21 protein-coding genes and 1 tRNA gene are annotated in these 22850 nt (G+C 49.8%); 16 read left to right on the plus strand and 6 right to left on the minus strand.

Features of this window, described 5'->3' with window-relative positions; genetic code table 11:
* Positions 1-518: 518 nt before the first annotated feature.
* The 10 genes from ACG2E4_RS08660 to ACG2E4_RS08705 all read left to right on the plus strand — a co-directional run bounded on the left by ACG2E4_RS08660 (position 519) and on the right by ACG2E4_RS08705 (position 8564).
* Complete coding sequence (locus ACG2E4_RS08660) at positions 519-908, plus strand: hypothetical protein (protein ID WP_395259634.1); 390 nt, start codon at positions 519-521, stop codon at positions 906-908.
* A 12-nt stretch (positions 909-920) separates the two neighbouring features.
* A complete protein-coding gene (gene prmC / locus ACG2E4_RS08665; RefSeq protein ID WP_395276282.1) occupies positions 921-1793 on the plus strand; it encodes a peptide chain release factor N(5)-glutamine methyltransferase in 873 nt (290 codons plus the stop codon).
* A gap of 394 nt (positions 1794-2187) precedes the next feature.
* A complete protein-coding gene (gene dnaA, locus ACG2E4_RS08670) occupies positions 2188-3630 on the plus strand; it encodes a chromosomal replication initiator protein DnaA (protein WP_395259698.1) in 1443 nt (480 codons plus the stop codon).
* A gap of 135 nt (positions 3631-3765) precedes the next feature.
* Positions 3766-4122, plus strand: a complete 357-nt coding sequence (gene folB, locus ACG2E4_RS08675; RefSeq protein WP_395259636.1) for a dihydroneopterin aldolase — start codon at positions 3766-3768, stop codon at positions 4120-4122.
* A complete protein-coding gene (gene folK / locus ACG2E4_RS08680) occupies positions 4104-4592 on the plus strand; it encodes a 2-amino-4-hydroxy-6-hydroxymethyldihydropteridine diphosphokinase (RefSeq protein WP_395259637.1) in 489 nt (162 codons plus the stop codon). Before folB ends, folK begins: the two co-directional genes overlap by 19 nt.
* A gap of 4 nt (positions 4593-4596) precedes the next feature.
* Complete coding sequence (locus tag ACG2E4_RS08685) at positions 4597-5241, plus strand: deoxynucleoside kinase (RefSeq protein WP_395259638.1); 645 nt, start codon at positions 4597-4599, stop codon at positions 5239-5241.
* 1 nt (position 5242) lies between these two features.
* A complete protein-coding gene (locus ACG2E4_RS08690; protein WP_395259639.1) occupies positions 5243-5530 on the plus strand; it encodes a hypothetical protein in 288 nt (95 codons plus the stop codon).
* A 176-nt stretch (positions 5531-5706) separates the two neighbouring features.
* Positions 5707-6252 carry a tetratricopeptide repeat protein gene (locus ACG2E4_RS08695; RefSeq protein WP_395276283.1) on the plus strand — a complete coding sequence of 182 codons (546 nt, stop codon included), beginning with the start codon at positions 5707-5709 and terminating at the stop codon, positions 6250-6252.
* Between the two features lie 283 nt (positions 6253-6535).
* Positions 6536-6619, plus strand: a tRNA-Leu gene (locus ACG2E4_RS08700).
* A 349-nt stretch (positions 6620-6968) separates the two neighbouring features.
* The gene (locus ACG2E4_RS08705; RefSeq protein ID WP_395276284.1) at positions 6969-8564 is read left to right on the plus strand and encodes a hypothetical protein; all 1596 of its coding nucleotides are present in this window, start codon (positions 6969-6971) and stop codon (positions 8562-8564) included.
* A 112-nt stretch (positions 8565-8676) separates the two neighbouring features.
* Here ACG2E4_RS08705 and ACG2E4_RS08710 read toward each other — a convergent pair whose 3' ends face one another.
* The gene (locus tag ACG2E4_RS08710) at positions 8677-9504 is read right to left on the minus strand and encodes an FkbM family methyltransferase (RefSeq protein WP_395276285.1); all 828 of its coding nucleotides are present in this window, start codon (positions 9502-9504) and stop codon (positions 8677-8679) included.
* Positions 9505-9873: 369 nt separating this feature from the next.
* Between ACG2E4_RS08710 and ACG2E4_RS08715 the strand changes: the two genes are divergently transcribed.
* The 4 genes from ACG2E4_RS08715 (at position 9874) to ACG2E4_RS08730 (ending at position 15555) form a co-directional block, all read left to right on the plus strand.
* Complete coding sequence (locus tag ACG2E4_RS08715) at positions 9874-10281, plus strand: DUF4293 family protein (RefSeq protein ID WP_395276286.1); 408 nt, start codon at positions 9874-9876, stop codon at positions 10279-10281.
* 35 nt (positions 10282-10316) lie between these two features.
* Positions 10317-11207, plus strand: a complete 891-nt coding sequence (locus ACG2E4_RS08720) for a DMT family transporter (RefSeq protein WP_395259644.1) — start codon at positions 10317-10319, stop codon at positions 11205-11207.
* Positions 11208-11303: 96 nt separating this feature from the next.
* A complete protein-coding gene (locus tag ACG2E4_RS08725; RefSeq protein WP_395276287.1) occupies positions 11304-13721 on the plus strand; it encodes a TonB-dependent receptor domain-containing protein in 2418 nt (805 codons plus the stop codon).
* Positions 13722-14028: 307 nt separating this feature from the next.
* Complete coding sequence (locus tag ACG2E4_RS08730; protein WP_395276288.1) at positions 14029-15555, plus strand: transglycosylase SLT domain-containing protein; 1527 nt, start codon at positions 14029-14031, stop codon at positions 15553-15555.
* A 180-nt stretch (positions 15556-15735) separates the two neighbouring features.
* Here the strand turns inward: ACG2E4_RS08730 and ACG2E4_RS08735 are convergent, their stop codons facing one another.
* The 5 genes from ACG2E4_RS08735 to ACG2E4_RS08755 form a co-directional block, all read right to left on the minus strand.
* On the minus strand, positions 15736-17448 hold the full coding sequence (locus ACG2E4_RS08735) for a SpoIIE family protein phosphatase (RefSeq protein WP_395276289.1): 1713 nt from the start codon (positions 17446-17448) through the stop codon (positions 15736-15738).
* Between the two features lie 27 nt (positions 17449-17475).
* Positions 17476-17871, minus strand: a complete 396-nt coding sequence (locus ACG2E4_RS08740) for an ATP-binding protein (protein WP_395259648.1) — start codon at positions 17869-17871, stop codon at positions 17476-17478.
* Positions 17872-17912: 41 nt separating this feature from the next.
* Positions 17913-18266, minus strand: coding sequence for an STAS domain-containing protein (locus ACG2E4_RS08745; protein WP_395259649.1), 354 nt, complete (start codon positions 18264-18266; stop codon positions 17913-17915).
* 405 nt (positions 18267-18671) lie between these two features.
* On the minus strand, positions 18672-19190 hold the full coding sequence (locus ACG2E4_RS08750; RefSeq protein WP_395276290.1) for a DUF4136 domain-containing protein: 519 nt from the start codon (positions 19188-19190) through the stop codon (positions 18672-18674).
* A gap of 90 nt (positions 19191-19280) precedes the next feature.
* Complete coding sequence (locus ACG2E4_RS08755; RefSeq protein ID WP_395276291.1) at positions 19281-19805, minus strand: SPOR domain-containing protein; 525 nt, start codon at positions 19803-19805, stop codon at positions 19281-19283.
* A 465-nt stretch (positions 19806-20270) separates the two neighbouring features.
* Between ACG2E4_RS08755 and ACG2E4_RS08760 the strand changes: the two genes are divergently transcribed.
* Positions 20271-21770 carry an ABC transporter permease gene (locus ACG2E4_RS08760; RefSeq protein ID WP_395276292.1) on the plus strand — a complete coding sequence of 500 codons (1500 nt, stop codon included), beginning with the start codon at positions 20271-20273 and terminating at the stop codon, positions 21768-21770.
* Positions 21767-22816 carry an ABC transporter ATP-binding protein gene (locus ACG2E4_RS08765; protein ID WP_395276293.1) on the plus strand — a complete coding sequence of 350 codons (1050 nt, stop codon included), beginning with the start codon at positions 21767-21769 and terminating at the stop codon, positions 22814-22816. The genes ACG2E4_RS08760 and ACG2E4_RS08765 overlap by 4 nt, the downstream gene beginning before the upstream one ends.
* The last annotated feature ends 34 nt before the right edge of the window (positions 22817-22850 follow it).

Raw genomic sequence — 22850 nt, forward strand, 5'->3', positions numbered from 1 at the left:
TGACGCTATTGCAGTACATCAATTGGCAAAACGATGAACCCATTAATCGCATTAAACATGCATTGGCTGCTTAAGGTTAACCCCTAAACGCGTTATATAAGGTTTGTGAGCGTGATGTTCTGGCGTTTAGCCTGCAAGAGAACTTTGCAAAACATTCGAACACCGTTCGGAGGGAGTTGTACTCCCGCTTTATGTGCTATACAAGATCGGTGGTACAACCACCTCCCAACCAAGCATCAGGTTCTGCAAAGACCTCAGCAAGGCATTTTTCCCAGGGTAGCCTGAAATCGTTCGGTTCTCTTCCTTTCAAGGCAAATCGCCTGGCAAAGCCGAAGAGGTATAAGAAACATGGAATTTTGCTTGAAAAACACAATCGGCAATCTGACTTTTTTATCATTCCCGTATCATCTATATTTTATGCACATTTACATTGGTGAGATTTGACTATTGTCAAGATAAGATGTTTATTCAGGCTGTTTAGTATCTTATCAAACCAATCCAGATTTTTACAACAAAATATGAATACAGTCAGCAAATTTTTGGTTTTTGGTCCGGCCGGTACGTTGCACCGCATGCCTGAACAGCTTTTTAGGGAAATTGAGCCAAAATATTTGTATAAGTATGAATCTTCCGATCATGACGATGTGGTTCATGTGGCGGTTTATGAAGAATACGAAAAGCAAATCAATGCAAGTGTCACCCTCACTTGTGTTATCGAGTGCACAGGCAAGGAAAATCGGTTTGAATTAAAAAAGACCGGCGGGCGCATGGGCTTTCGCGGAAGCTCCCTGGATGAAGAAAAGCGCACTATTGACGATGAAGTGACCGATTTTATATTGGATTTCTCCAAGCGATTTGGACTCACCGTGCAAGAGGTAAAAGAGACCAAATCTGAAGAAGAATCTTAATCCACCTCTTCTATGAGTAACCCGCCCCGGGACTGGACGGTCCTTTCGATGCTTGAATGGGGCACCGACTACTTCAAGAGCAAAAGGATTCCCGATCCACGGCACAGCATTGAATGGCTGCTGGCCGAAGTACTCGATGTTAAACGGCTGGACCTGTACCTCAAATTTGACCGCCCCCTTTCGGACGGCGAACTCGATGAGTTGCGCCCCCTGGTCAAACGGCGGGCCCGGCACGAACCCCTGCAGTATATTATCGGGTATACCGACTTTATGAATGCCCGCATCAAGGTAAACCCGGAGGTCTTGATCCCCCGCATTGAAACCGAACAGCTGGTAGAAATAATACTGGATGACCAGCCTGATACCGGGGACAACAAAAAGGTCCTCGATATCGGTACCGGTTCCGGTTGCATCCCCGTTGCCCTAAAACAGGAGCGGCCCGGCTGGGAACTGTTTGCCATCGACATATCGGAGGGGGCGCTCGCGGTTGCCCGGGAGAATGCACGCGAGCAGAATGCAGATATCACCTTCTCGCAGGGCAATATCGAAGACTGGGAAGCCCTTGACCTGGCCGACCAATTCGACATTATTGTCTCCAACCCCCCGTACGTGCTCCCCGAAGAGAAAGAAGCGCTGGAAAAGCAGGTGGTGGAACATGAACCGGCGGTTGCGCTGTTCACCGATAATATGAGCCGGATCTACAACAGCATCATCCGGTATGCCGGGCAGACTCTCCCCCCGTGCGGGCACCTCTACCTTGAACTGCACGAGCTGCATGCCGAAGAGATCAAGTCGCTTTTCCCCCCCGTGCAATGGGAGGTCACTGTTGAGAGCGACTATGAAAAAAAAGCTCGTTTTATCAAGGCCAAATATACCGGCAGCTAACGGTTTCAGCCGTAATCCCTCCTGCAAAAGTGTGCAAAATTTTCATTGTTAACTTTATGTGGATAACTTGTTGAAAAGTTTTTGATCGGGTGATTCCCAGTGTTAGGTTAACGTAAAATCTGTGTTAGCGGATTATTATGAGGTGTCAAGGTTTTTTTTACAAAATCATTGGAAAAACACTAAATATATGCCTCCCAATAATTTACACTGTTTAGTTAATTGTGGATAACTTTTGGATAACACGCCTTATTTTTTTTGACATCTGTCCCTGAAATTATCATTTTCGTCTCAGTATTACAGAAGCATTTGCCCCTATTTGTGTGGATAACTGTCTTGGTAAGCTATAGTGTAGAACTCTAATTCTTTATTTCTAAGGAGGTCAAGGGAATTGAATATTAATTCCGCTGATACGGCATGGGAGAAGTGTCTTGATATTATTCAGGACAACATCAGCTATCAGAAATATACGTCGTGGTTTGAACCCATTAAACCTGTCAAGCTCGAGGATAACACCTTAACCATACAAGTTCCCAGCCAGTTCTGGTACGAGTGGCTAGAAGAACATTATTACGGGATGTTGCGCTCTACCCTGGCCAAAGTACTGGGCGATGACGGGAAACTTGAATATTCGGTGGTACTCGAAAAGTCTGAGGATGACACCGGAACACGCTCGGTACGGCTCCCCCAGCGACCGATGCCCCCCAGCAAGCAGCAACAGGATGTCGACGGATATGCTGAGTACAATCCGGGGAAAATTGAGAATCCTTTTGTAATCCCCGGAATACGGAAAACATCGATTGATCCGAACCTTAACACGAACTATGTATTTGAACGCTTTATAGAAGGAGACTGCAACCGCCTGGCTCGCTCGGCGGCCATCGCTATTTCTGAGAATCCCGGCAGCAACTCGTTTAATCCGTTTTTTGTATACGGTGGAACCGGGCTCGGCAAAACGCACCTGATCCAGAGTATCGGCAACAAGATCAAGCACGATTTCGGCAACGAGAAATCGGTTGTCTACGTATCTTCCGAAAGTTTCACCAATGAATTTGTGCAGTCGATCAGGAACAACCGCGCCAGCGAGTTTTCGATGTTCTACCGGCAGATCGAGGTGCTCATTATCGACGACATCCAGTTCTTCAGCGGCAAGGAGAAGACCCAGGAGGAGTTCTTTCATATTTTCAACGCCCTCCACCAGGATGGCAAGCAGATTATACTGAGCAGCGACCGCGCCCCGCGCGAGATCCCGGATATTGAAGAGCGGCTGATCTCCCGTTTCAGCTGGGGACTGAGTGCCGACCTGCAGATCCCGGAATATGAAACGCGCTACGCCATACTTGAAAAAAAGGCACTCGACAACGGTATTGAGCTCTCTCACGACATCCTGGAGTTCATCGCCCACAATTTCAAATCGAACGTGCGCGACCTGGAGGGGGCCATCATCAAGCTGTTGGCCCACGCTTCGCTGCAGCACGAGGACGACCTGGATCTGGCCATAGCCAAGCGGGTGCTAAAAGACATGGTAAAGGAATCGAACACACAAATCTCGATCGAGCAGATCCAGACCTATGTGTGCGAATACTTCGGCATAGATACCAACAAGGTGCGCGAAAAGACGCGAAAACAGGAGATCGTGGAAGCGCGCCAGATTGCCATGTACCTGGCCAAGCAGTTTACCGACTCCAGCCTGAAAACCATCGGACTTCACTTTGGCGGGCGCGACCATTCCACCGTTATCCACGCCATCCAGACCGTGGAGGAACGGATGCAAACCAGTCCCAAGCACAAGCGCATTGTAGAGGAGCTGCACCAGAAGATAGAGGTTGCCAGCCTGTAGGAAGTAAAATTGGACCTCAGGTATTAAGAATTGACAGGATGGGCGGCATCTCTAAGCGGGTTCCGTCCGGCGCTGAATGCTTTTGATATATTGCGACTCATGACTCACGACCCAAGACTATCCTCTTATGACAATTTGATCCTTAATTCTCTGAAGTACCGTGGCAATCACGGCTTCTACGAGAAGGAACGCCGGGAGGGCAACGACTTTGAGGTGGACCTGGCGTTCAAGCTTGACCTGAAAACGGCGGCGCGGAATGATGACCTCTCCAAAACATTGAATTACGAGGAGGCGGAAGCGGTGGTCCGCGAAGTGATGGAGGGACCTTCCCAAAAATTGATCGAAACGCTAACCCTGAATATCGGGGAAATTCTCTTTGGTCGGTTTCCCGAAGTTCAACATCTTAAGGTAAGTGTTCGAAAACTCGATCCCCCGTTGCAGGCGAAAACGAACTATTCAGAAGTAACAATGACATGGCAAAGGCAATCGTAGGCATCGGTTCCAATGTAGGGGACCGGCGCCGGCATCTCTCAAAAGCCAAATCTTTTCTTGCAGGCATTTCGGAATCTGCTGTCGCGGCCTCCTCGGTTTATGTAAGCGAGCCGGTCGGTCCCTCCGAGCGCAACTTCCTGAACGCCGTGGTGGCACTGCAAACCCGCCTCTCCCCCAAAGATTTTATCCGCCGGCTGAAGGAGTATGAAGCCGAGCACGGCCGCCCGGCCAACCATCCGCGCTGGTCGCCCCGCACCATCGATCTCGACATTATTGCGTATGACGACCTGGTGCTGAGGGAGGAATCGCTCGTCATACCGCACCCCGAGTACCGCGACCGCCTGTTTGTGCTGCTGCCGCTCAGGGAGCTGAATCCCGGGTGGATTGATCCCGAAACCAGTCAGCCCATCGACGAGCTGGTGGGAACAGCGGATTCACTCATTATCCACAAAACCGAATTATGCTGGTAACATAATGGAAAACGAGTTTGAGTTTATCGCCGTTGAAGGAGTCATCGGGGCAGGCAAGACCTCGCTGGCCAAGCTGCTCTCGGAACGCCACAACGCGCGGCTGATGCTGGAGCAGTTTGAACAGAATCCCTTTCTACCCAAATTTTACGATGATCGCGACCGCTATGCTTTTCCCACCCAGATGTCGTTCCTGGCCAGTCGATTTAAACAGCAGCAGCAGATGACCAGCAAGGACCTGTTCCACGAGCTCACCATCTCTGACTACCTGTTTGAAAAAGACCGTATTTTTGCCCGGCTGAACCTGAACGATGATGAGCTATCGCTCTACGATTCCATCTATCATATCATGACCGGCATCTCCGCCAAGCCCGACCTGGTGATCTACCTGCAGGCCTCCGTTGACCGCCTGATGGAAAATATCAGGGAGCGCGACCGCGACTACGAACGCCAGATCACCCGCGATTACCTGCAGGAACTCTGTGATGCTTATAACCATTTCTTCTATCACTACAATAAATCACCGCTCATAATCATTAATACCAGTGATATCGATTTTGTAAGTAATGAAAAACATTTAGATTATATAGACGAGCAGGTGTTCAACCAGCCGATTCGCGGCAACACTCACATTCATATTGTACCCAGCTAGCATGCTTCTACGCACGATTATTTTCTTTGTAGTCATTTACTTCCTGATTAAAATTGTCAGCCGACTATTTTTGCCCTCCTCCCAATCGCAGTCACGCCCCCGCGGGCGAACCTCGTCCGGGGCCGATTTTTTTCATTCGGTATTCAACCAGATGAATCAACAGTCCCGGCAGCAGAACCAGGGGCAGTCCGGCAACGGCAGCGTTAAACAGCGGATAGACCAGATTGAAGAGGCCGAGTATGAGGAGATCGAGGAGGAAGAAGAGGAACAAAGTACGGGCCACAAATAGCCTGCCCGCATCACTGGCCGAACCCATTCCTGCCCCCCGGCGCACAGCAACAGAAGTCAAACCACCATTCTGGCTGGTACCGGGTGGCTGCAAATTGTCATTTCCTTTTATGTGATTTAGCTGTCGAACCCTTATCTTTAGATCATTGTAAGTACAACTCCTAACAAACAGATAGTATGAGTTTCGAAGAAACACTGGAAGAAGGATTAGCATCACTGCGTGAAGGCGATTTTGACGAAGCGCTTGATATAGCCCACAGCCTGCAAAAGATGGAGCCGGAAGCGGCTGACGGATTCCACCTGGAGGCGATGACATTTCAAAAGCTGAACCAGTGGGAACCCAGTGTGGAAGCGCTTGACAAGGCGATAGCCCTGGAGCCGGAAAAGAGCGGATACTACAATCTTCGCGGGTTCGCCCAGCTGCAGATGGAACAGCTCAGCGATGCGGAAAAGGATTTCAAAAAAGCGATCGACCTTGACGACTCTCCCGCGGCGCACCGAAACCTGGTGCTCTACAAGATTATGAACGACCAGGGAAACGAGGCGATCTCCTACCTGCTGGACCGCATCCGCAACGACCCGAAGGATGTGGAAAACTGGATCCTGATGGGCGACCTCATGCAGCGGGCCGGACAGGCCGAAAAGGCGCGCTCGTACTACGAGCAGGCCAAAAAGATGGACCCGGAGAACGAGTATGTACAGGGGCAGCTGGATGAGCTCTAGAGACCAACCCTGCAATTCAAATGGCCGGAACTCAAATGCCCGCGTTTGCAGCATGTGCGGGCACGGGAGTAGCTTTTGATTCATTTGTGTATTCGTCAGGTGGGATATTGAGAATTTGGGCTTCACGCTCGATATTCTCTATCTAAAATCTAACAGCTGTTAGTCTGAGAACAGAGTGGAAGAATCACCAACAGGAGCCTGTTTTAGATTTTAATTTGGTGCTTGTCATTTGAATTGCAAAACCCCTATATTTGAAGCCTTTAAAATTTGATATACCCTCTCAGCCCTGGTGGCGGAATTGGTAGACGCGCTGTCTTGAGGGGGCAGTTCCCTTCGGGGAGTGCTGGTTCGACTCCAGTCCAGGGCACATTTAAAAACCCAATAATCGCCGTAAAATGTTGAGTAACAAAAACTTATCATTTTACGGCTTTTTTATTGGTACAACATTGGTAAAAAAACTTGCTGAATATTATGGTTTATATGCCGTGTTCAGTATTTTTTTCCTTTGTATTCAGAAATTTATCCGTTTGGTCCAATTACACAGCTATTACCTGTATTGATCCATTTCCTTTCTTCAGGATAGAGTTTCTTTAAATCGTACTTATCCATGATATCGTCCTATTGTTTACCACCTATGGAAAATATTACAATAGGAAATCAGCTCCGATTTTTTCATTATGCTCTTGTTCTTCTAATAATTTGAATGGGGTGAGTACATGAAAATGCATTTTTATGTTGCAATACTGCTGCTTGCCTTATCGCTTTCTATAGTGACAATTGCATCGGCCCAGGAGACGGAGGGGGTCCTCGACGAGCAGCTTGGCCGAGTTTCATTCGTTAATTCATGCACACCTGCCGTACAGGTAACCTTCGAACGTGCTGTTGCCCTTTTGCACTCATTCTGGTGGCAGGAAAGCGAAAAAACATTTCGAGAGATACTTGAGCGCGACCCAAATTGTGCCATCGCAACCTGGGGCATCGCGACCACTCTCATAGGGAATCCCTTTGCTACCGGTCCCACTACAACGCAGGCACAGCAGGCAAAGGAGGCGATTGGACACGGTCTCACTATCGGTGCGAAGACTGAGCGTGAACGCCTTTTCATTGAGGCGGTTGCGCAATACTATGAGAACTTTACCGAGCGCTCGCACGGTGCAAGAATCAAATCACTCTCGGATGCATTCGAGAATGTAGCAAGACGCTTCCCCGAAGACGATGAATCGCAAATCTTTTCAGCGATCTATTTGAGGGCCATGCAGGACCCGGCCGAGAAGACGTTTGCATCTGCCCTAAAGGCCGCCGCCATTCTTGAAATCCAGTTTAAGAAATATCCGGATCATCCCGGCGTCGCCCACTATCTCATCCACAGCTACGACTATCCTCCAATCGCGGGTAAAGGACTCAATGCAGCGAAGCGCTACTCCGAAATTGCACCATCAGCGCCTCATGCACTGCACATGCCTTCTCACATTTTTACACGTGTTGGTTCATGGGAGGAGTCAATTGCAAGTAATCTGCGATCTGAATCTGTCGCCAAAGCTGAAAAGGAGTTCACCGATCAGTTGCACGCCATGGATTACCTGGTGTACGCCTATTTGCAGCTCGCACGCGACAAAGATGCGCAACGCGTGGTCGGGGGTGCACCTGGGGTGCGAGGTAACGAAAAGGTTCAGATCACACCCTACGCACTCGCTGCTATACCTGCACGCTATGCAATCGAACGCAACGAATGGAAAGAAGCTGCGCAGCTTCGGGTTCAGGAGACACGCTTCCCATACACCGCCGCATTGACGCACTTTGCACGTGCCCTGGGTGCTGCGCGTAGCGGCGATGCGGTTGCAGCAGAACGTGATGTACAGGAACTTGCACGCATCGTTGAGGCGATGAAGTTAACCAATGACACATACTGGGCTGTTGAAGTGGAAGTACAGCGATTGGGTGGTGCAGCGTGGGTTGCCTTTGCACAAGGAAACCGCGAGCAGTCACTAACCCTTATGCGCGCCGCCGCCGACCTGGAAGATACAAGTGAGAAGGCTGCCGTTAGTCCCGGAAGACTTGTGCCTGCACGGGAACTCCTCGGTGACATGCTGTTCGAGAGCGACCGGCCGGGTGAGGCACTCGTTGAATACGAGCAATCACAAAGGCACGATCCCAACCGCTACCGTACCCTATACGGTGCAGGTCAGGCTGCCGCGTTGACCGGCGACCGCGTTAAGGCACGGCATTACTTTTCCAGCTTGATGGAAATGGTGAACTCAGGCGATTCCCGCCCTGAGATCGAGAAGATTCGACGCTATCTTATGGAAAATTGATATATCGTCGTAATGACACATAATCCTTCTATGTCAATCAAACGTTGTTTATTAGTGTAGCACCATGTGAAAAAGATAAGTTTGCGGCATAACATCTATAAAAAAACATTTTTTACTCCGCCGGGCGGGCATCGCACAACAGATTGATATTAACGGCATCATCTCTCGCGAGCAGTTTTTGCGTTATCTTCTCGAACTCTTTGGCCGTCTCGATCCGACTGGTCCCCAGCAGGGAGCGGTATTCGTCTTCGATGATGGTGATAGAAAAATGTTCGAGCAGAAGCCTCACCAGTTTTTCCCTGCTCAGCCCGGTCTCCCTCAAAAATGCCGGGCAGTATTCAAGGACAACAGATCCCACCTTTTGGCGGTCAATCATCCTGTCCATCCCCTCCAGGACAAAAAGCTCAGCACCCTCCACATCAATTTTTACCAGGTCTATATAAGTCTCGTCAAGGTAGAGCGACCAAAATTTATCCAATGTGATGCTGGGACACACCCATTGATCGCCGTTTAAATAGTTGTCGGTTTCGACGAGGCTGTGGCAGGAAGAGTGCGAACTCTGGTGGAACTCCGTAAAGCCGTTCTCACTGGAAACAGCTAAATTCATCGTAACAATATTATCCAGCCCGATCATATTGTTATTCAGCGCGTTGTAATTGGCATAGTCGGCCTCAAAAGCATATACCTTGCCCGAACTGTTGACCTTCCGGGCGGCCATTCGAGTAAAATAGCCCACATTGGCCCCTATATCTATGAATACAGATCCATCCTGTAAATGCTGCTCAATAATGTCGGATACTTCAGCCTCATAGGTCCCCTTCGCCATCTTTGCACCGGATGTATGGGCCATGCTCGGCGGAAATGTCCAGTTATTTTTTATCCTGAAGTAGTGAAAATCAAATGTATTCTTTGCCTTTTCCAACAGCCTCTTGTGATACATGTTGTTCTATCCCGGCTAGTGTAGTTCTCGATTAATGGGCCTCGTCGTTATTTATGCGGAACCACGTATTATTTTTCGCATTCATGCCCTGTTATGCCGCTTTTTCAGCTAAATGCATGCCGCTTGTGCCACAGGATTTAATTGGCAACATCACAAAGTTTTCTTTTGAATGATGGTTGAGTACCCATCCTGTTTCCCCCGTTCACCTGTATTATACAAATAATGGCGCCACATGATTTCCTTTTGGCGTATAACGGCAGGGAATTACGTAATTTCACGGTCACCGCGGCAGATTTCCATAAATAGGGATGAGCTACTCCAAAAGATATTGTATCTTTGCGATCTGAATTTCAGATAAATTATTGAACCGTGATACAGCGAATACAAACTCTTTTTCTGTTTCTGGCTTTTCTATTTAATGGAACCGTATTTTTCAACCCGCTCTATTCCCACGCCATGCAAGACCCCAAGCCATGGATCGGGACGGGGTTTGCCGTGGTACTGACGGTGGCGGCGCTCATGTCGCTTGGCTGCATTTTCCTCTATAAAAACCGGCCGGCCCAGATGACGTGGGTAAAACGAACCATGCTCATCCAGATTGCCAGCCTGGGCTGGGGCGCCGGCATCCTGTTTTCCCTGGGCGGATTTGGCCTGTTTTTATGGGATGAGCTGCTCGGGGTGGCGTTGCTGCTGCTGGGGCTTATCGCAGAAATTCTGGCTCTTCGCAATATCAAAAAAGATGAGGAACTGGTTCGTTCAATGGACCGGATCCGGTAGTTAGCCTGCATACTGAACCCCACATCTTGATCCCCATGCCCGACTCGTACCCGCGCCTAAAGGTCTTGACCGCACTGGGAGCCGGTTTGGTAGCGTTCGGATTTTCGCCGATCTTTGTCCGCTTCACCCCCGAAACCCCGCCCCTCGTGCTGGCTGCCTACCGCACTGTCATCGCCTCGCTCCTGCTTTTGCCTTACTGGTATATGACGCGGGACCGGGCCGTCACGCCCACAAAAGACAAGTTTTATGTATTCCTGGCGGGACTCTGCCTGGGCATTCATTTTATCTGCTGGATCGCCTCGCTCCACTATACCTCGGTGGCTTCTGCCTCCGTCCTTGTTACGATCCACCCGATCATGCTTATCCTCATAGAGCGCCTCTGGTTCAAGCGCAGCTTTGCGATCACCTCGTGGATCGGGGTCGGCATGGCCTTTTCCGGCTCGGTGCTGCTCGGAATCTCCGACAGCCAGATAGAAACCGACTTCTCCGATCCGCTGTTTGGAAATTTCCTGGCAGCCAGTGCTGCGGCCATTTTTGTGGTCTACCTGCTGATCGGACAGAAAATCCGGCAGAAACGGGAGTGGGTGGATTATGTATTCCCGGTCTACTTTTTTGCCGGTGCAACCTGTGTGATCACCGCCCTGGCCCTGGGCAACAACCTGCTGGAGATAAGCCTGATCGGGGCGGCCTCGGCTACCGGCATGGCGGTATTTCCCCAGATTATCGGTCACGGATCCATGAATTACGCGGTCAAGTATGTGTCTCCCACGCTCATCTCCACGCTCATTCTCACGGAACCCATTTTCGCTACATTCCTGGCCTATGTCCTCTTTGACGAGCTGCCGCCGATCACCTCCTTCATTGCCATGCTGATCATTATCATCGGTGTGGGCCTGACATGGAGGCGCAAGGCACGCAACAAGTAATAGTCCCCTCTTTATAGCATGATCATAGTATTTATACAAATGTACGCTCATTATACCTTCATTCGGATTTCCAATAATATCAGAATGAACGCACCCATGAAGAAGCTGTTACCAATCGCAGTCCTGCCGCTGCTGTTACTTCCCGGACTACTGCGGGGCCAACAGGTCCAGGTGGTGGATGAGAACACCCTGCAACCTGTCAACAATGTTTATCTTTACAACCAGGACCAGGATAAAACTGCCATGACCAATATGGAGGGAAAAGCCGACCTTTCAGGCTTTGACCCGGGCGACTATATCACCTTTCAGCATGCCTCCTACAAAAACCTGGTACTCTCCCTTGAACAGATCAGGGAGCTGAACTACCGGGTAACGCTGGCCGAACGGTCGGTTAATATGGAAGAAGTCTTTATCTCCGCCAGCAAGTGGGAGCAGAAACAGTCCGAAATCCCACAGAAAATCATCCAGATCAGCACCGAAGAGATCAGCTTCAGCAACCCGCAGACGACCGCTGACCTGCTTCAGCAGTCGGGGAAGGTGTTTGTGCAAAAAAGTCAGCTCGGGGGCGGAAGTCCGATGATACGGGGATTCGCCGCCAATTCGGTGCTTATTGCCGTTGACGGCATCCGTATGAACAACGCTATTTTCAGGAGTGGAAACCTCCAAAATGTGATTTCACTTGACGCCAACGCGCTCGATCAAACCGAAGTCATCTTTGGTCCCGGTTCCATCATCTACGGGAGCGATGCACTGGGCGGGGTCATGAACTTCCAGACCAAAGATCCGCAGCTCTCCTTTTCGGAGAAATCCATCACCAGTGCGGGTTCAATGGTTCGGTACTCATCGGCCAATAACGAGCGCACGATTCACGGCGATCTCAACCTGGGATACCAGCACTGGGGACTTCTGACTAGTATAACCTATAGCCATTACGACGACCTGCGTTCAGGGGGCGACTTTTATGACCGCTACCCCGATTTTGGCAAGCGAAAGCAGTACCAGGCACGCATCAACGGCGTCGACAGAATCCTTGAAAATAGTGACGTAACGCTGCAAAAATACTCGGGCTACGAACAGCTCAGCCTGATGCAAAAAGTACGCTACAAGTCCGATGGAGCCTGGAACGCAGACTATGGCTTCCACCTTTCCACGACCAGTGACATCCCCCGCTACGACCGGCTGATTGAACGTGAAAACGGAGAAAGCGGTCCCTTTGCCAACGCCGAGTGGTATTACGGTCCACAGACCTGGATGATGAATGCACTGAAAATCAGTGCCGCTGAACCGACGTCGCTGTTTAACAACATGAGCGGTACCTTCTCGCATCAGTGGTTCCAGGAGAGCCGCAATGACCGGGATTTCGGGGGAACTCACCGACGCAACAGGGAGGAGAATGTGAATGTGGTAACCGCCAATATCGATTTTGACAAACGGTGGAACGAGGACTACGAGCTCTTTTACGGGGTGGAAACCGTGTACAACTACGTGGCCTCCGAGGCTCGAACCACCGATATTGCCACCGGCCAAAGCCGACCGGAAGCGACCCGCTATCCTGACGGCGGCAGTCGCTATACCCAGTTTGCCGGTTACGGCAAATACCGGCATAACCTGTCAGACCGGGTAACCGCCATCCTTGGCGCCCGCTACAGCCATGTTGTGCTCAATTCCCGGTTCAGGGATACCCGGTTCTACGATTTTCCCTTTGACAAAATTGAGATTAATACCGGGGCGTTCAGCGGCAGCCTGGGCTTTACCTACCGGCCGCTGGACGACCTCCAGTTCAACCTGAACGGCACTTCCGGTTTCAGGGCCCCCAATGTGGACGACGCCGCCAAAGTATTCGATTCGGAGCCGGGCAGCGTGGTTGTACCCAATGAAAACATCAAGCCGGAATATTCCTACAATCTCGACTTTTCAATCATCAAGCGGTTTGAGGAAACCGCCCGTATTGAACTCAACAGCTTTTATACCCGGCTTCGCGACGCCATGGTTCGGCGCAACTATCAATTTGCAGGGCGGGATTCCATTATATATGATGGAGAACTGAGCCGGGTGGAAGCAGTGGTCAACGCCGGGAAAGCGTACATATACGGTTTTAGTGCAGACCTGAGCCTGCAACTGGTTAACCATCTCCGTTTCAATTCCAATATTACCTACACAAAGGGGAAGGATATCACCAACCAGGAGCCCCTGCGACACGTAGCACCGTTTTTTGGACAAACCGGCTTCACCTACAAGGCCGAGCAGGTCAAACTGGAGCTCTATTCCGAATTTAATGCTCGCAAAGACATCAGCGACTTTTCTCCATCCGAAAAAAGCAAAACGCATCTCTACACTGAAGACGGGTCCCCCGGCTGGGCAACCCTCAATGCCAGGGCTTCGTACCAATTCAGTGAAAGTTTCAGAATCAACGCCGGGGTCGAAAATATTATGGACAAACACTACAGGCCATATTCATCGGGAATCAGTGCACCGGGACGCAATATTATTATCGCTTTACGCGCAAATTTGTAAGAATTCACGTTTCAGGATATCTTACATACAGGAAAAAGATAAACGAAATACTGACAAATCACGTTAATAGCCTCGAAATCAGGTATATTCCCGGTTCTTAATAAACATTAGAGATGGATTAAAAGTATTGCTTTGATGTAATAATCAGTATCTTACGTGCCTGTAAAATGAGAGCACGTAAAAAAAAGAGGTTTTGACAAACCCATAGCGTTTGCAAAAGCCTCTAACATAATCAAGTACTGATTAAGGTTCGACGTCGATAACAAAGCAGTTATCGATTCAATTACCGTTAACGAATAAAACATCTATGAATGCTAAACCTCATGAATTCTCACGCAATCTTCTTATACCTGCACTGGTCGCAGTGGGCATTACTGTCTCCACTTGCACCCAGCAACAGGAGGAGATTGTCGAACAGAATATCGATCAGGGGTTGAATGTATCGGTTACCGAACCAGTAGAGCGCGACTACGAAGAGATCAAGAATAGTGGAGTGTTGCGGATGATCACCAACTACAGCTCCAATACCTATTTCTTGCATCAGGGCATTGACAGAGGATTTGAGTATGAAATGGTCCGCGAGTTTGCCAATGAGCACGACCTGGCTCTTGAAGTAGTGATTGTGGGGCCCAATCAAAATCCCTATGATCTGCTGAACAGCGGCGCGGGCGACCTTATTGCCGCAAATTATACCATCACGCCCGAGCGCAAACAGTATGTAAAATTTACCCGCCCGTACAATCTTGTAAACCAGCTCATCATTTTTTCTGATGACATAGAAAACCCACCCTCAACGCTCGAGGCGCTGGCAGAACGCAACATCCCGATAACGGTGCGGCGAAACAGTTCATATTACAGCCGTCTCCAGGAACTCCAGCAGAATGGGTACGACCTGAACATCCGGCTCACGTCCAGCGACATGGATACAGAATCGCTCCTTTTTGAAATTTCGCGGGATGAGCACCAGGCCACGGTGGCCGACAATAACATGTTCCAAGCCTCCGGAACCTACATGAACGGCCTGGTAAAGGGACCGACTATTGCCCGGAATGACACCATCGCCTGGGCAATCCGGAATAATGCCAGCGACCTGGAAACCCGGTTAAATCGCTTTTTGTACAAACATTTTCGGTTTGGAGCGCAAGAAGGCCAGCCTAAACGGTCTACCTTTTTGAATGTATTGAGGAAACGCTATTTCGGCGGGGGGCAAGCCCAGCAGGTGGCCAGTATTTACAGGCCTGTTTCCGAAATTGAAGGCACCGGCATTATCTCACCCTACGACGATCTTATTAAATCCGTGGCCGATTCCGCCGGGGTCGACTGGCTGATGATCGCTTCCATAATCGCCCAGGAAACCAAGTTTAACCCCAATTCAAAAAGCTGGGCGGGTGCTGTCGGACTGATGCAGGTGATGCCGCAGTTTTCGCAGGTTGAAAATGAACAACTGCTTTATGACGCAGAGATCAATCTCCGGGAGGGCGTTCGCATTATCACCGAGCACCTGCGACACTATTCCTACCTTGACAGTCTCAACCAGTGGGCATTGGCCCTGGCTACCTACAATGCGGGGCCGGGACATGTAGCCGACGCCCGCCGGCTCACCATCGACCACAACAAAAATCCCAACGAGTGGGAAAACGTATCAGACGCCCTGCTGAAGCTGATGCAGCGAAAATACTACAAGGATGCGCGCTTCGGGTTTTGCCGCGGCATAGAAACGGTGCGTTACGTCAAGGAGGTTATGAATCGTCACCAGACCTACGAAACTATTCTGGCCATGGCCGAACGCAAAAACCTGAATCAACAGCTCGGAATGGTGAATACTATTCAATAGACCCCCTTTGAACAGGAGCTGTATTGGCATACTTCCGGCATACAAAATATCCAGGCTGCTGGATGTATCCATTTTTTCGGGTTTAGTTATTTGTGACTGGTTATTCGTTATTTGATTTAACCAGTAACGAATTCCTAATCACCAACAACTGATATCTGCCGGTGTTTTCGGGTTATGCTGCTACAGCACTTTGAGTACGACCAGGGTGATATCGTCGTACTGAGTATCTTCTGAAAATGCATTGACCTCCTGAATAATGGCATCCTGGATCTCTTTGGCCGCCCCATCCCTGTTTTTGCGCACACACTCCAGAAGCCGCTCCTCTCCATACTCCTCGGTTTGCTCCGGGTTCATCGCTTCCGTCACCCCGTCGGTATAAAAAACCAGGATATCGCCTTCAGACAGAATGATGCGCTCCTCATGGTAGGGAGTCGTTGTTGGCATCGCCCCCAGGATCAATCCACCTTCCTCCAGCTCGCGGGACTCATTTTCTCCTTTCCTCAGCCATATCGGTGGGTTGTGCCCGGCATTTACAAACCTGAAGCTTTTGTCCTCATTATAGTACTTCCCCCAGAAAAAGGTAATAAACTTGTCCGATGGCGTATTCTCATACATGATGTCATTGATCTGATCCGTAGCCTCGGCCAGCGTTATTTCAATAGGCAGCAGTACATGCAACATCGCCTGCAGGTTGGCCATGAGAAGAGCGGCCGGTACTCCCTTGCCCGTGACATCTCCAATGGCAAACAGGTAGTTGCCATCGGGGGTTTGCGCAACATCAAAATAGTCGCCCCCGACCTGGTAGGAAGAGACATTCGTAGCGGATAGGTCGATCCCCTCAATTTCAGGGATCGGGTCCGGCAGGAGTCCCCGTTGAATCGTTTTGGCGATATTCAGCTCCTCCTCCATGCGCTCCTTCTCGATACGCTCCTCCAACAGGTAGCTTTTCTGGATGGAAAGAAGGGCCAAGTTCCCCAGTGAGCGCAGGAAGTTGTAGTCTGACCGGGTGTAATCCTCCCCGTTGGCACGGGCTCCCACTCCCACCAGCGCAATGGTATCACGCTGGAAATTAAGACCGATAACCGCTTTTATTTCATTTTTTTTGAGGAAGGGGACATCCTCCTCCACCGATTCATCTACCTCAACAAGATCCTCTTCAAAATTGAACAGCGTATCTATCTCTTCTTGGGACGGCTGGCCCTTTATACCACTTGAGGCGGCCAGCGAACGCTCTTCTTCATGCTCCAAAATGAAGAAAAACTTCCGGATGAGCATCTGCCCGAGCATCGCGAACTTGAAGATCCGCACGATCTCATCGCGGTCCACCATCATGTTAAAATCCTTGCTCAGATCAAACAGGGTGTTTAACTCATACACTTTGCGATCCAGCATCCGGTTGATGCGCCGCAGCTCGGTAAACATCCGCGAGTTGGCAATAGCCACGGAAGAGATAATAGCCAGGCTCTCGATAAACTCCTGCTCATGATCGCTTAGCGGCTGCTTGTTTCCCTTTGCACCCAGACACAAAAATCCCAGGTGGTGATTGCTGGTCTGCAGGTTGAACAGCGTGCACTGGGTCTCTCCCTCAATTATTTCGGGCAGGGCTACATCATCCAGGTCTTGCCGTATTATGGATTGCTCCTTGACCCGTTCGGGCTCGGGAAATGATATTTTTGTTCCCTCTTCGGGACAATTCCTGCCTTTCGACTTCGTGACCACGTAATTGCCCTCCGCCGGCTGGTAGATCAATACCATCGCCTTGGTGATCAACAGCTTGCCCATGGTGATAAGCAGCAGGTTGTTCAATACAAAATCCATATCGTGCGACTCGATAAGCAGGCGGGAGGTCTCGAGAAGGGTTTTTAACTCAAAACGGCTGTGTCGATCTTCCATCTGATGAGATGACTGGCTCAAAACAATTTATTTCTTTTTGGTCATACGAATTTTATTTAACGTGCCCTCTTTGGAGTACTCAACATCGTCCATCAGCCTTTTAATCAGGTATACCCCCACTCCGCCCCGCTTTTTCTGTTTAATCTTTTCACGCACGTTGGGTTTAGAATAGGAGGAAGGATCAAAGTTCTGGCCACTGTCCAGCAGCGATACCCAGAATTCGTTACTGTTATATCCCAGTTTTATATCTACCGATCTGTTTTCATCATTGTTGTATGCATGCTTGATGATATTGGTATAGGCTTCATCTACCGCGAGGCGAATATCAGCGACATCCTGCTTGTTAAAGCCAAAATCGGTGGCGTGTTTAGCCACAAAATTTCGTACCTCTGCCAGGTGCTCCGTCGAAGCTTGAACCCTCATACTGTATATTGAATTAGGCTTCGGCAATTTTTTGGCAGGTTTTAGTGTTCATTCTCAAATTTTTCAATCGCTTCCTCTTCATCATCCAGGATGTCGTAGAGCGTGGGAAACCCCAGCAGGTCAAAGACGTTGTACACCTTTGCGTTCATGTTGGTAAGCTTTATGTCGCCTCCCAGGCTGCGCACATCTTCAATATAGGCCATGAACACCCCCAACCCCGCGCTGGCGATGTAATCCAGATCACTGCAATTTACGATGATATGGTACTTATCCCGGTCGATCAGTTCACGCAAAGAGTCTTCCAGGTGTGAAGCGGTATGGGCATCCAGTTCGCCACTGAGCTCCAACACATCGAATGACTCTACTTGCCGATGGTTAATACTAAAATTTTTCATTTCGTCGCTGGTAAGGATTTAAGAAAACGCCATTAATTTTACTGACTCGTAAACATAAAAAATTTTGCGATTATCCATCGTGTCTATTTAAAGAAGTTGTACAACCCACCGAAAAAGAACTTTCTCTGGGAGGGGCATGAGATTTATACGGGGCTTTCTCAGAAAGGATTCAAAAAAATAGGACCTCACACGTATCAGGTGTGAGGTCCTGACTATTCATCAAGAGAGACGCTACTTGAGCGCACCGTAATTTAAGGAATAAAACAATAGGAACACAAATATTTTTATAGGCCTAAACACCTATGCCGCAAATTGACGTGGTTCACTCCACAAGAGGAGAAATCGGGGTTTTAAACGAAATGAGACGGATAAACCCCTCTCAAATGTTTTCCCGTTGCGTAGTCATCAACTTTTTGGCGGCGGATGCGGGTACTTCTGGACCAGTTCACGGATCTTTTTTGATAGTTCCCGGTAGGCTTCTTTTTCGCTTTTCAGTGAAAGGTCGGTGCTGCGCCTCCACACCAATTCGTCGTTCGCGGCATCCACAAAATCAAGAACCAGCCTGTTTTCTTCATATTCAGAGAATTGTTCGCCCCGGGCCAAAAAAGGGGCGGCCTTCCACCCGACCAGATAGTTCACCATGGGCGGTTCCGTACCAGTCTCTGTAACAACGTAATAAAAAATTATCAGGTCGGGCTCCGAACCGATAGAGGCGTAATCCAAGCCCGCCGAGGGTAAATGAAACTCCAGTGCTTTCTCAATCCTTGAGGAAAGCTGGGCCCACTTAAAGAGAGGGTTTTCGCTGCCAACCATCGCCCTGCTCCCGAAGCGGTAGGTTTGGTACTGCGTATAGTTTACAGTGGGAGACACCGCCTCTTGGGTGTTGCGGCACCCCATTAATGCCATCGCAGATATACCAACCAAACAGATATAGGTATATCTTAGCAGGTATCTCATAAAAACAAAGCACCGGTCAGGCAACCGGTGCTTTTCTGAAATTTATTTAACAAGCATCTAGTCAGACGCATCGGGGGTAGTCCCTTCTCCCTGCACTTCTGCAACCCAGTACTTTTCATCATATTCTTCCTGCAGTTGCTTGCCAATCTTGTCGGCCATCTCTGCAGTGGAAACTCTGCCCAGCCGCACCCGGAACCAGATATCACCGGTTTCTTCATTTCCATGCTTTACGACATATGCATCCGGGAAGCCGCGCTCCTGCCATTTTGAAACCTGGCCCGCCGCCTTATCACGGGAGCGCCACGCTTCTACCTGTACGGCCAGCGGACCATTGGGGTCGAATTCAATTCGCTGTGCCTCTTCCTCTTTTTTCCTGGCGGCTTCGAGGCTGTCAGCGCGCGCCTGCTCGGCCCGGGCGATACTGTCCTGGCGTGCCTGCTCAAGTTTTTGCTGACGCACTTGTTCAAGCGAATCCTGACGGGCCTGTTCACGCTGCTGCTGCTCTTCCTGGCTTGGTCCACATGCACTTAGCATTACAACCAACGTAATCGTAGTTAACAGGTAGACTGAAAATGATTTCATGGCAAAAAAATTAAGTTGCAGAGTTATTTAACTCCCGATGCAAATTATTTATCACACTCTCATCCGATAAATAATTGTGCTATGAGTTTTAAGGATATTAAAGCATAATATAACCATAAAGATATTATATATTTCTAAAAATATTTTTATTCCACAGACTCTTCTCAAGCATCTTACCACCGGGCGGTTAACAGGGTACCCACTCCACATCGGATCTTCACTTTAAAGTTGCGTAGAAACGCCTATCTATTTAGATTTGGTCTAAATTTTCAGCTGGTATAGAAAAGCTCCTTGCCATTGATGTTAACACTGTTAACGCCTGTTGAATCACGCAGACTGTTCGCGACTCAACTGCTTTTTCAAATTCAATTTACCTGTAGGTAATCGATTCTGGGAATAAAACTACATAAAAAAAATACGCTTCCCTGGTACCTCCTTGTACCCGTTCTCCTTATTTCCATAGGCGTGTTGCTGCCGCTGTTCTACCTTTTGATCAGGGCTTTCGGGGCCTCGGCAGAAACTCTGAACGATGTGGTATTGCGGGTACGCAATTTGCGGCTGCTCGCCAATACCCTCCTGCTTACAGGGGGTGTACTTGTGCTGGATACCATGATGGCACTGCCACTGGCTTATCTTTCCGCGCGCTGTAATATTCGGGCGCGCAAACTGATTACCCTGCTCGGGGTTATTCCCCTGGCGATGCCGGGCTATGTAATGGCTTATGCTTTTATGGGACTGGGGGGCTATAACGGTACTTTTTCCCATTGGTTCGGGGTTATAGTTCCACGTCCCAGTGGATTTTGGGGCTCGCTGCTGGTGCTCAGCATCTGCACTTTTCCCTATCTCTACCTGAATCTTCGAACAGCTCTGCTGGGGATGGATCCCTCGATAGAGGAGGCCTCCCGTTCGCTGGGTCACGATGCCAAGTCCACTTTTTTTCGTGTCATTCTCCCCCAGCTGAAACCGGCGTTTCTGGCAGGTTTTCTTTTGGTCAGCCTTCACGTATTCGGAGATTTCGGTACCGTTTCACTGATGCGGTTCGAGACCTTCAGTTATGCTCTCTACCTTCAGTACGTAGCGGCGTACGACCGCATTTACGCCGCCTGGCTCGCCCTGATGCTGCTCGCCCTGACCACCGCAGCCCTGGTCCTTGAGTACCGTCTGCTGCGCAAAGCCATTTTTTACCGGCTCGGACGCGGGGCCAGCCGGGAACGAAAATACCTGGAGCTCGGGAGCTGGAAATTCCCCGCCTATGCCTTTGTCGTTCTATTCTCCCTGGTGGCCATTCTGCTTCCACTTTCATCCATCGGCTACTGGCTGAATGAGGTCCCTTTCTCTGAGCTTTCCGATGACCTGCTGTCTTCATTTTGGAATTCGGTGGCCGCTTCGGCGCCCGCGGCGCTGCTTACCACCCTTATGGCCCTGCCCATCGCCTACGTGGGCGTGCGCTTCAAAAGCAATTTGACCAACCTGCTGGAGCGGGTGGCGTACCTGGGGTATGCGACGCCCCCTCTAGCCTTTGCCCTGGCATTTGTATTCTTTTCGCTCTATGTAACTCCATTTTTGTACCAAACGCTCCTGCTGCTGGTAATTGCTTATTCGCTCCACTTTCTGGCGGAGGGGATCGGTCCTATACGCAGTTCGCTGTACCAGGCGCCACCCCAGCTGGAAGATGCGGCAAAATCGCTGGGATACTCCTCGTTCAAATCATTTGTAAAAGTTACACTTCCGCTGCTTACCGGTGGAATTATTGCATCGGCATCTTTGGTTTTCTTATCCGCCATGAAAGAATTATCGATAACTTTCTTACTTTCTCCAATAGGATTCAATACGCTTGCGTTAAACGTATGGTCCTATACCGGCGAAGCGATGTTTGCGGAAGCCGCACCTTTTGCATTTACAATCTTAATATTTTCGACGCTTTTTGTCGGTCTTTTATTTTCGCGTGAATGGAACAAAATATGAAACAACTACTCAGGGTAGACCATTTGACCAAGGCCTTTGATGACAACGGGCCGGTGGTAGATTCGGTGACTTTCGAAGTCAGGGAAAATGAAATTTTTGCGCTGCTGGGCCCCAGTGGTTGTGGCAAAACCACCTGCCTGCGGCTTATTTCCGGGTTCGAACACGCCGACGAGGGGAAAGTTTATGTAGAAGAAGAACTGCTCGAGTCCCCCGACCGGCACGTAGCCCCCCAGGACCGGGGCATTGGATTCGTATTCCAGGACTACGCCCTGTTCCCCCACCTTTCCGTGATCGACAATGTCGCATTCGGTCTTACCGATATTCCTAAACATAAACGGCATGTCTACGCTGAAGAGGTGCTTTGCCGGACAGGCATGGGCGACTATAAAGACCGAAACCCAAGCGAACTTTCGGGTGGGCAGCAGCAGCGGGTGGCTCTGGCCCGCGCCATCGCTCCCAAGCCCAAACTTGTATTGCTCGATGAACCATTTTCAAACCTCGATGCGGTTTTGAGGGAATCTACCCGCAAGGAGGTACGCAGCATCCTGAAAAAAGCCGGCATGAGTGCGCTGCTGGTTACCCACGACCAGGAGGAGGCCCTCTCCTTTGCCGACCGCATTGCAGTGATGAACGATGGGCGGATCGAACAAGTCGGCACCCCGGAAGAGGTCTACTACAAGCCGAAAACCAAGTTTGTAGCCCAGTTTTTGGGGCGCACCAACCTGTTCCGTGTGGAGGCCGCGGGAGAGGAAGAAGTGATGACTGAACTTGGCAAACTGCATCTCAACTGCTGTGCCCGGGGGCGCGTGCTCTGCTCAATACGTCCCGAACACCTTACGCTGGAAAAGCCAAACGGCGCTGAACTCGATTCAGGCGTGGGCACGGTCGTCAACCGGGAATTCAAGGGCCACGACATCACCTACCATGTCATGTTGAACGGGGAGCGATACCTGGTTCACACCGATAACCGGCTGCTGTTCGATCCCGAAGACAAGGTTGTCATCAAGCCCCTGGAATCAGCGGTGGTATTACAGGAAGATCAGTGAGTGGCATCGCGCTGTTTTAGCGGCGGTTCTTTAA

Origin of the sequence: Halalkalibaculum sp. DA384 (assembly GCF_043951955.1) — a bacterium.
Taxonomy (GTDB): Bacteria; Bacteroidota; Rhodothermia; order Balneolales; family Balneolaceae; genus JAMQKA01.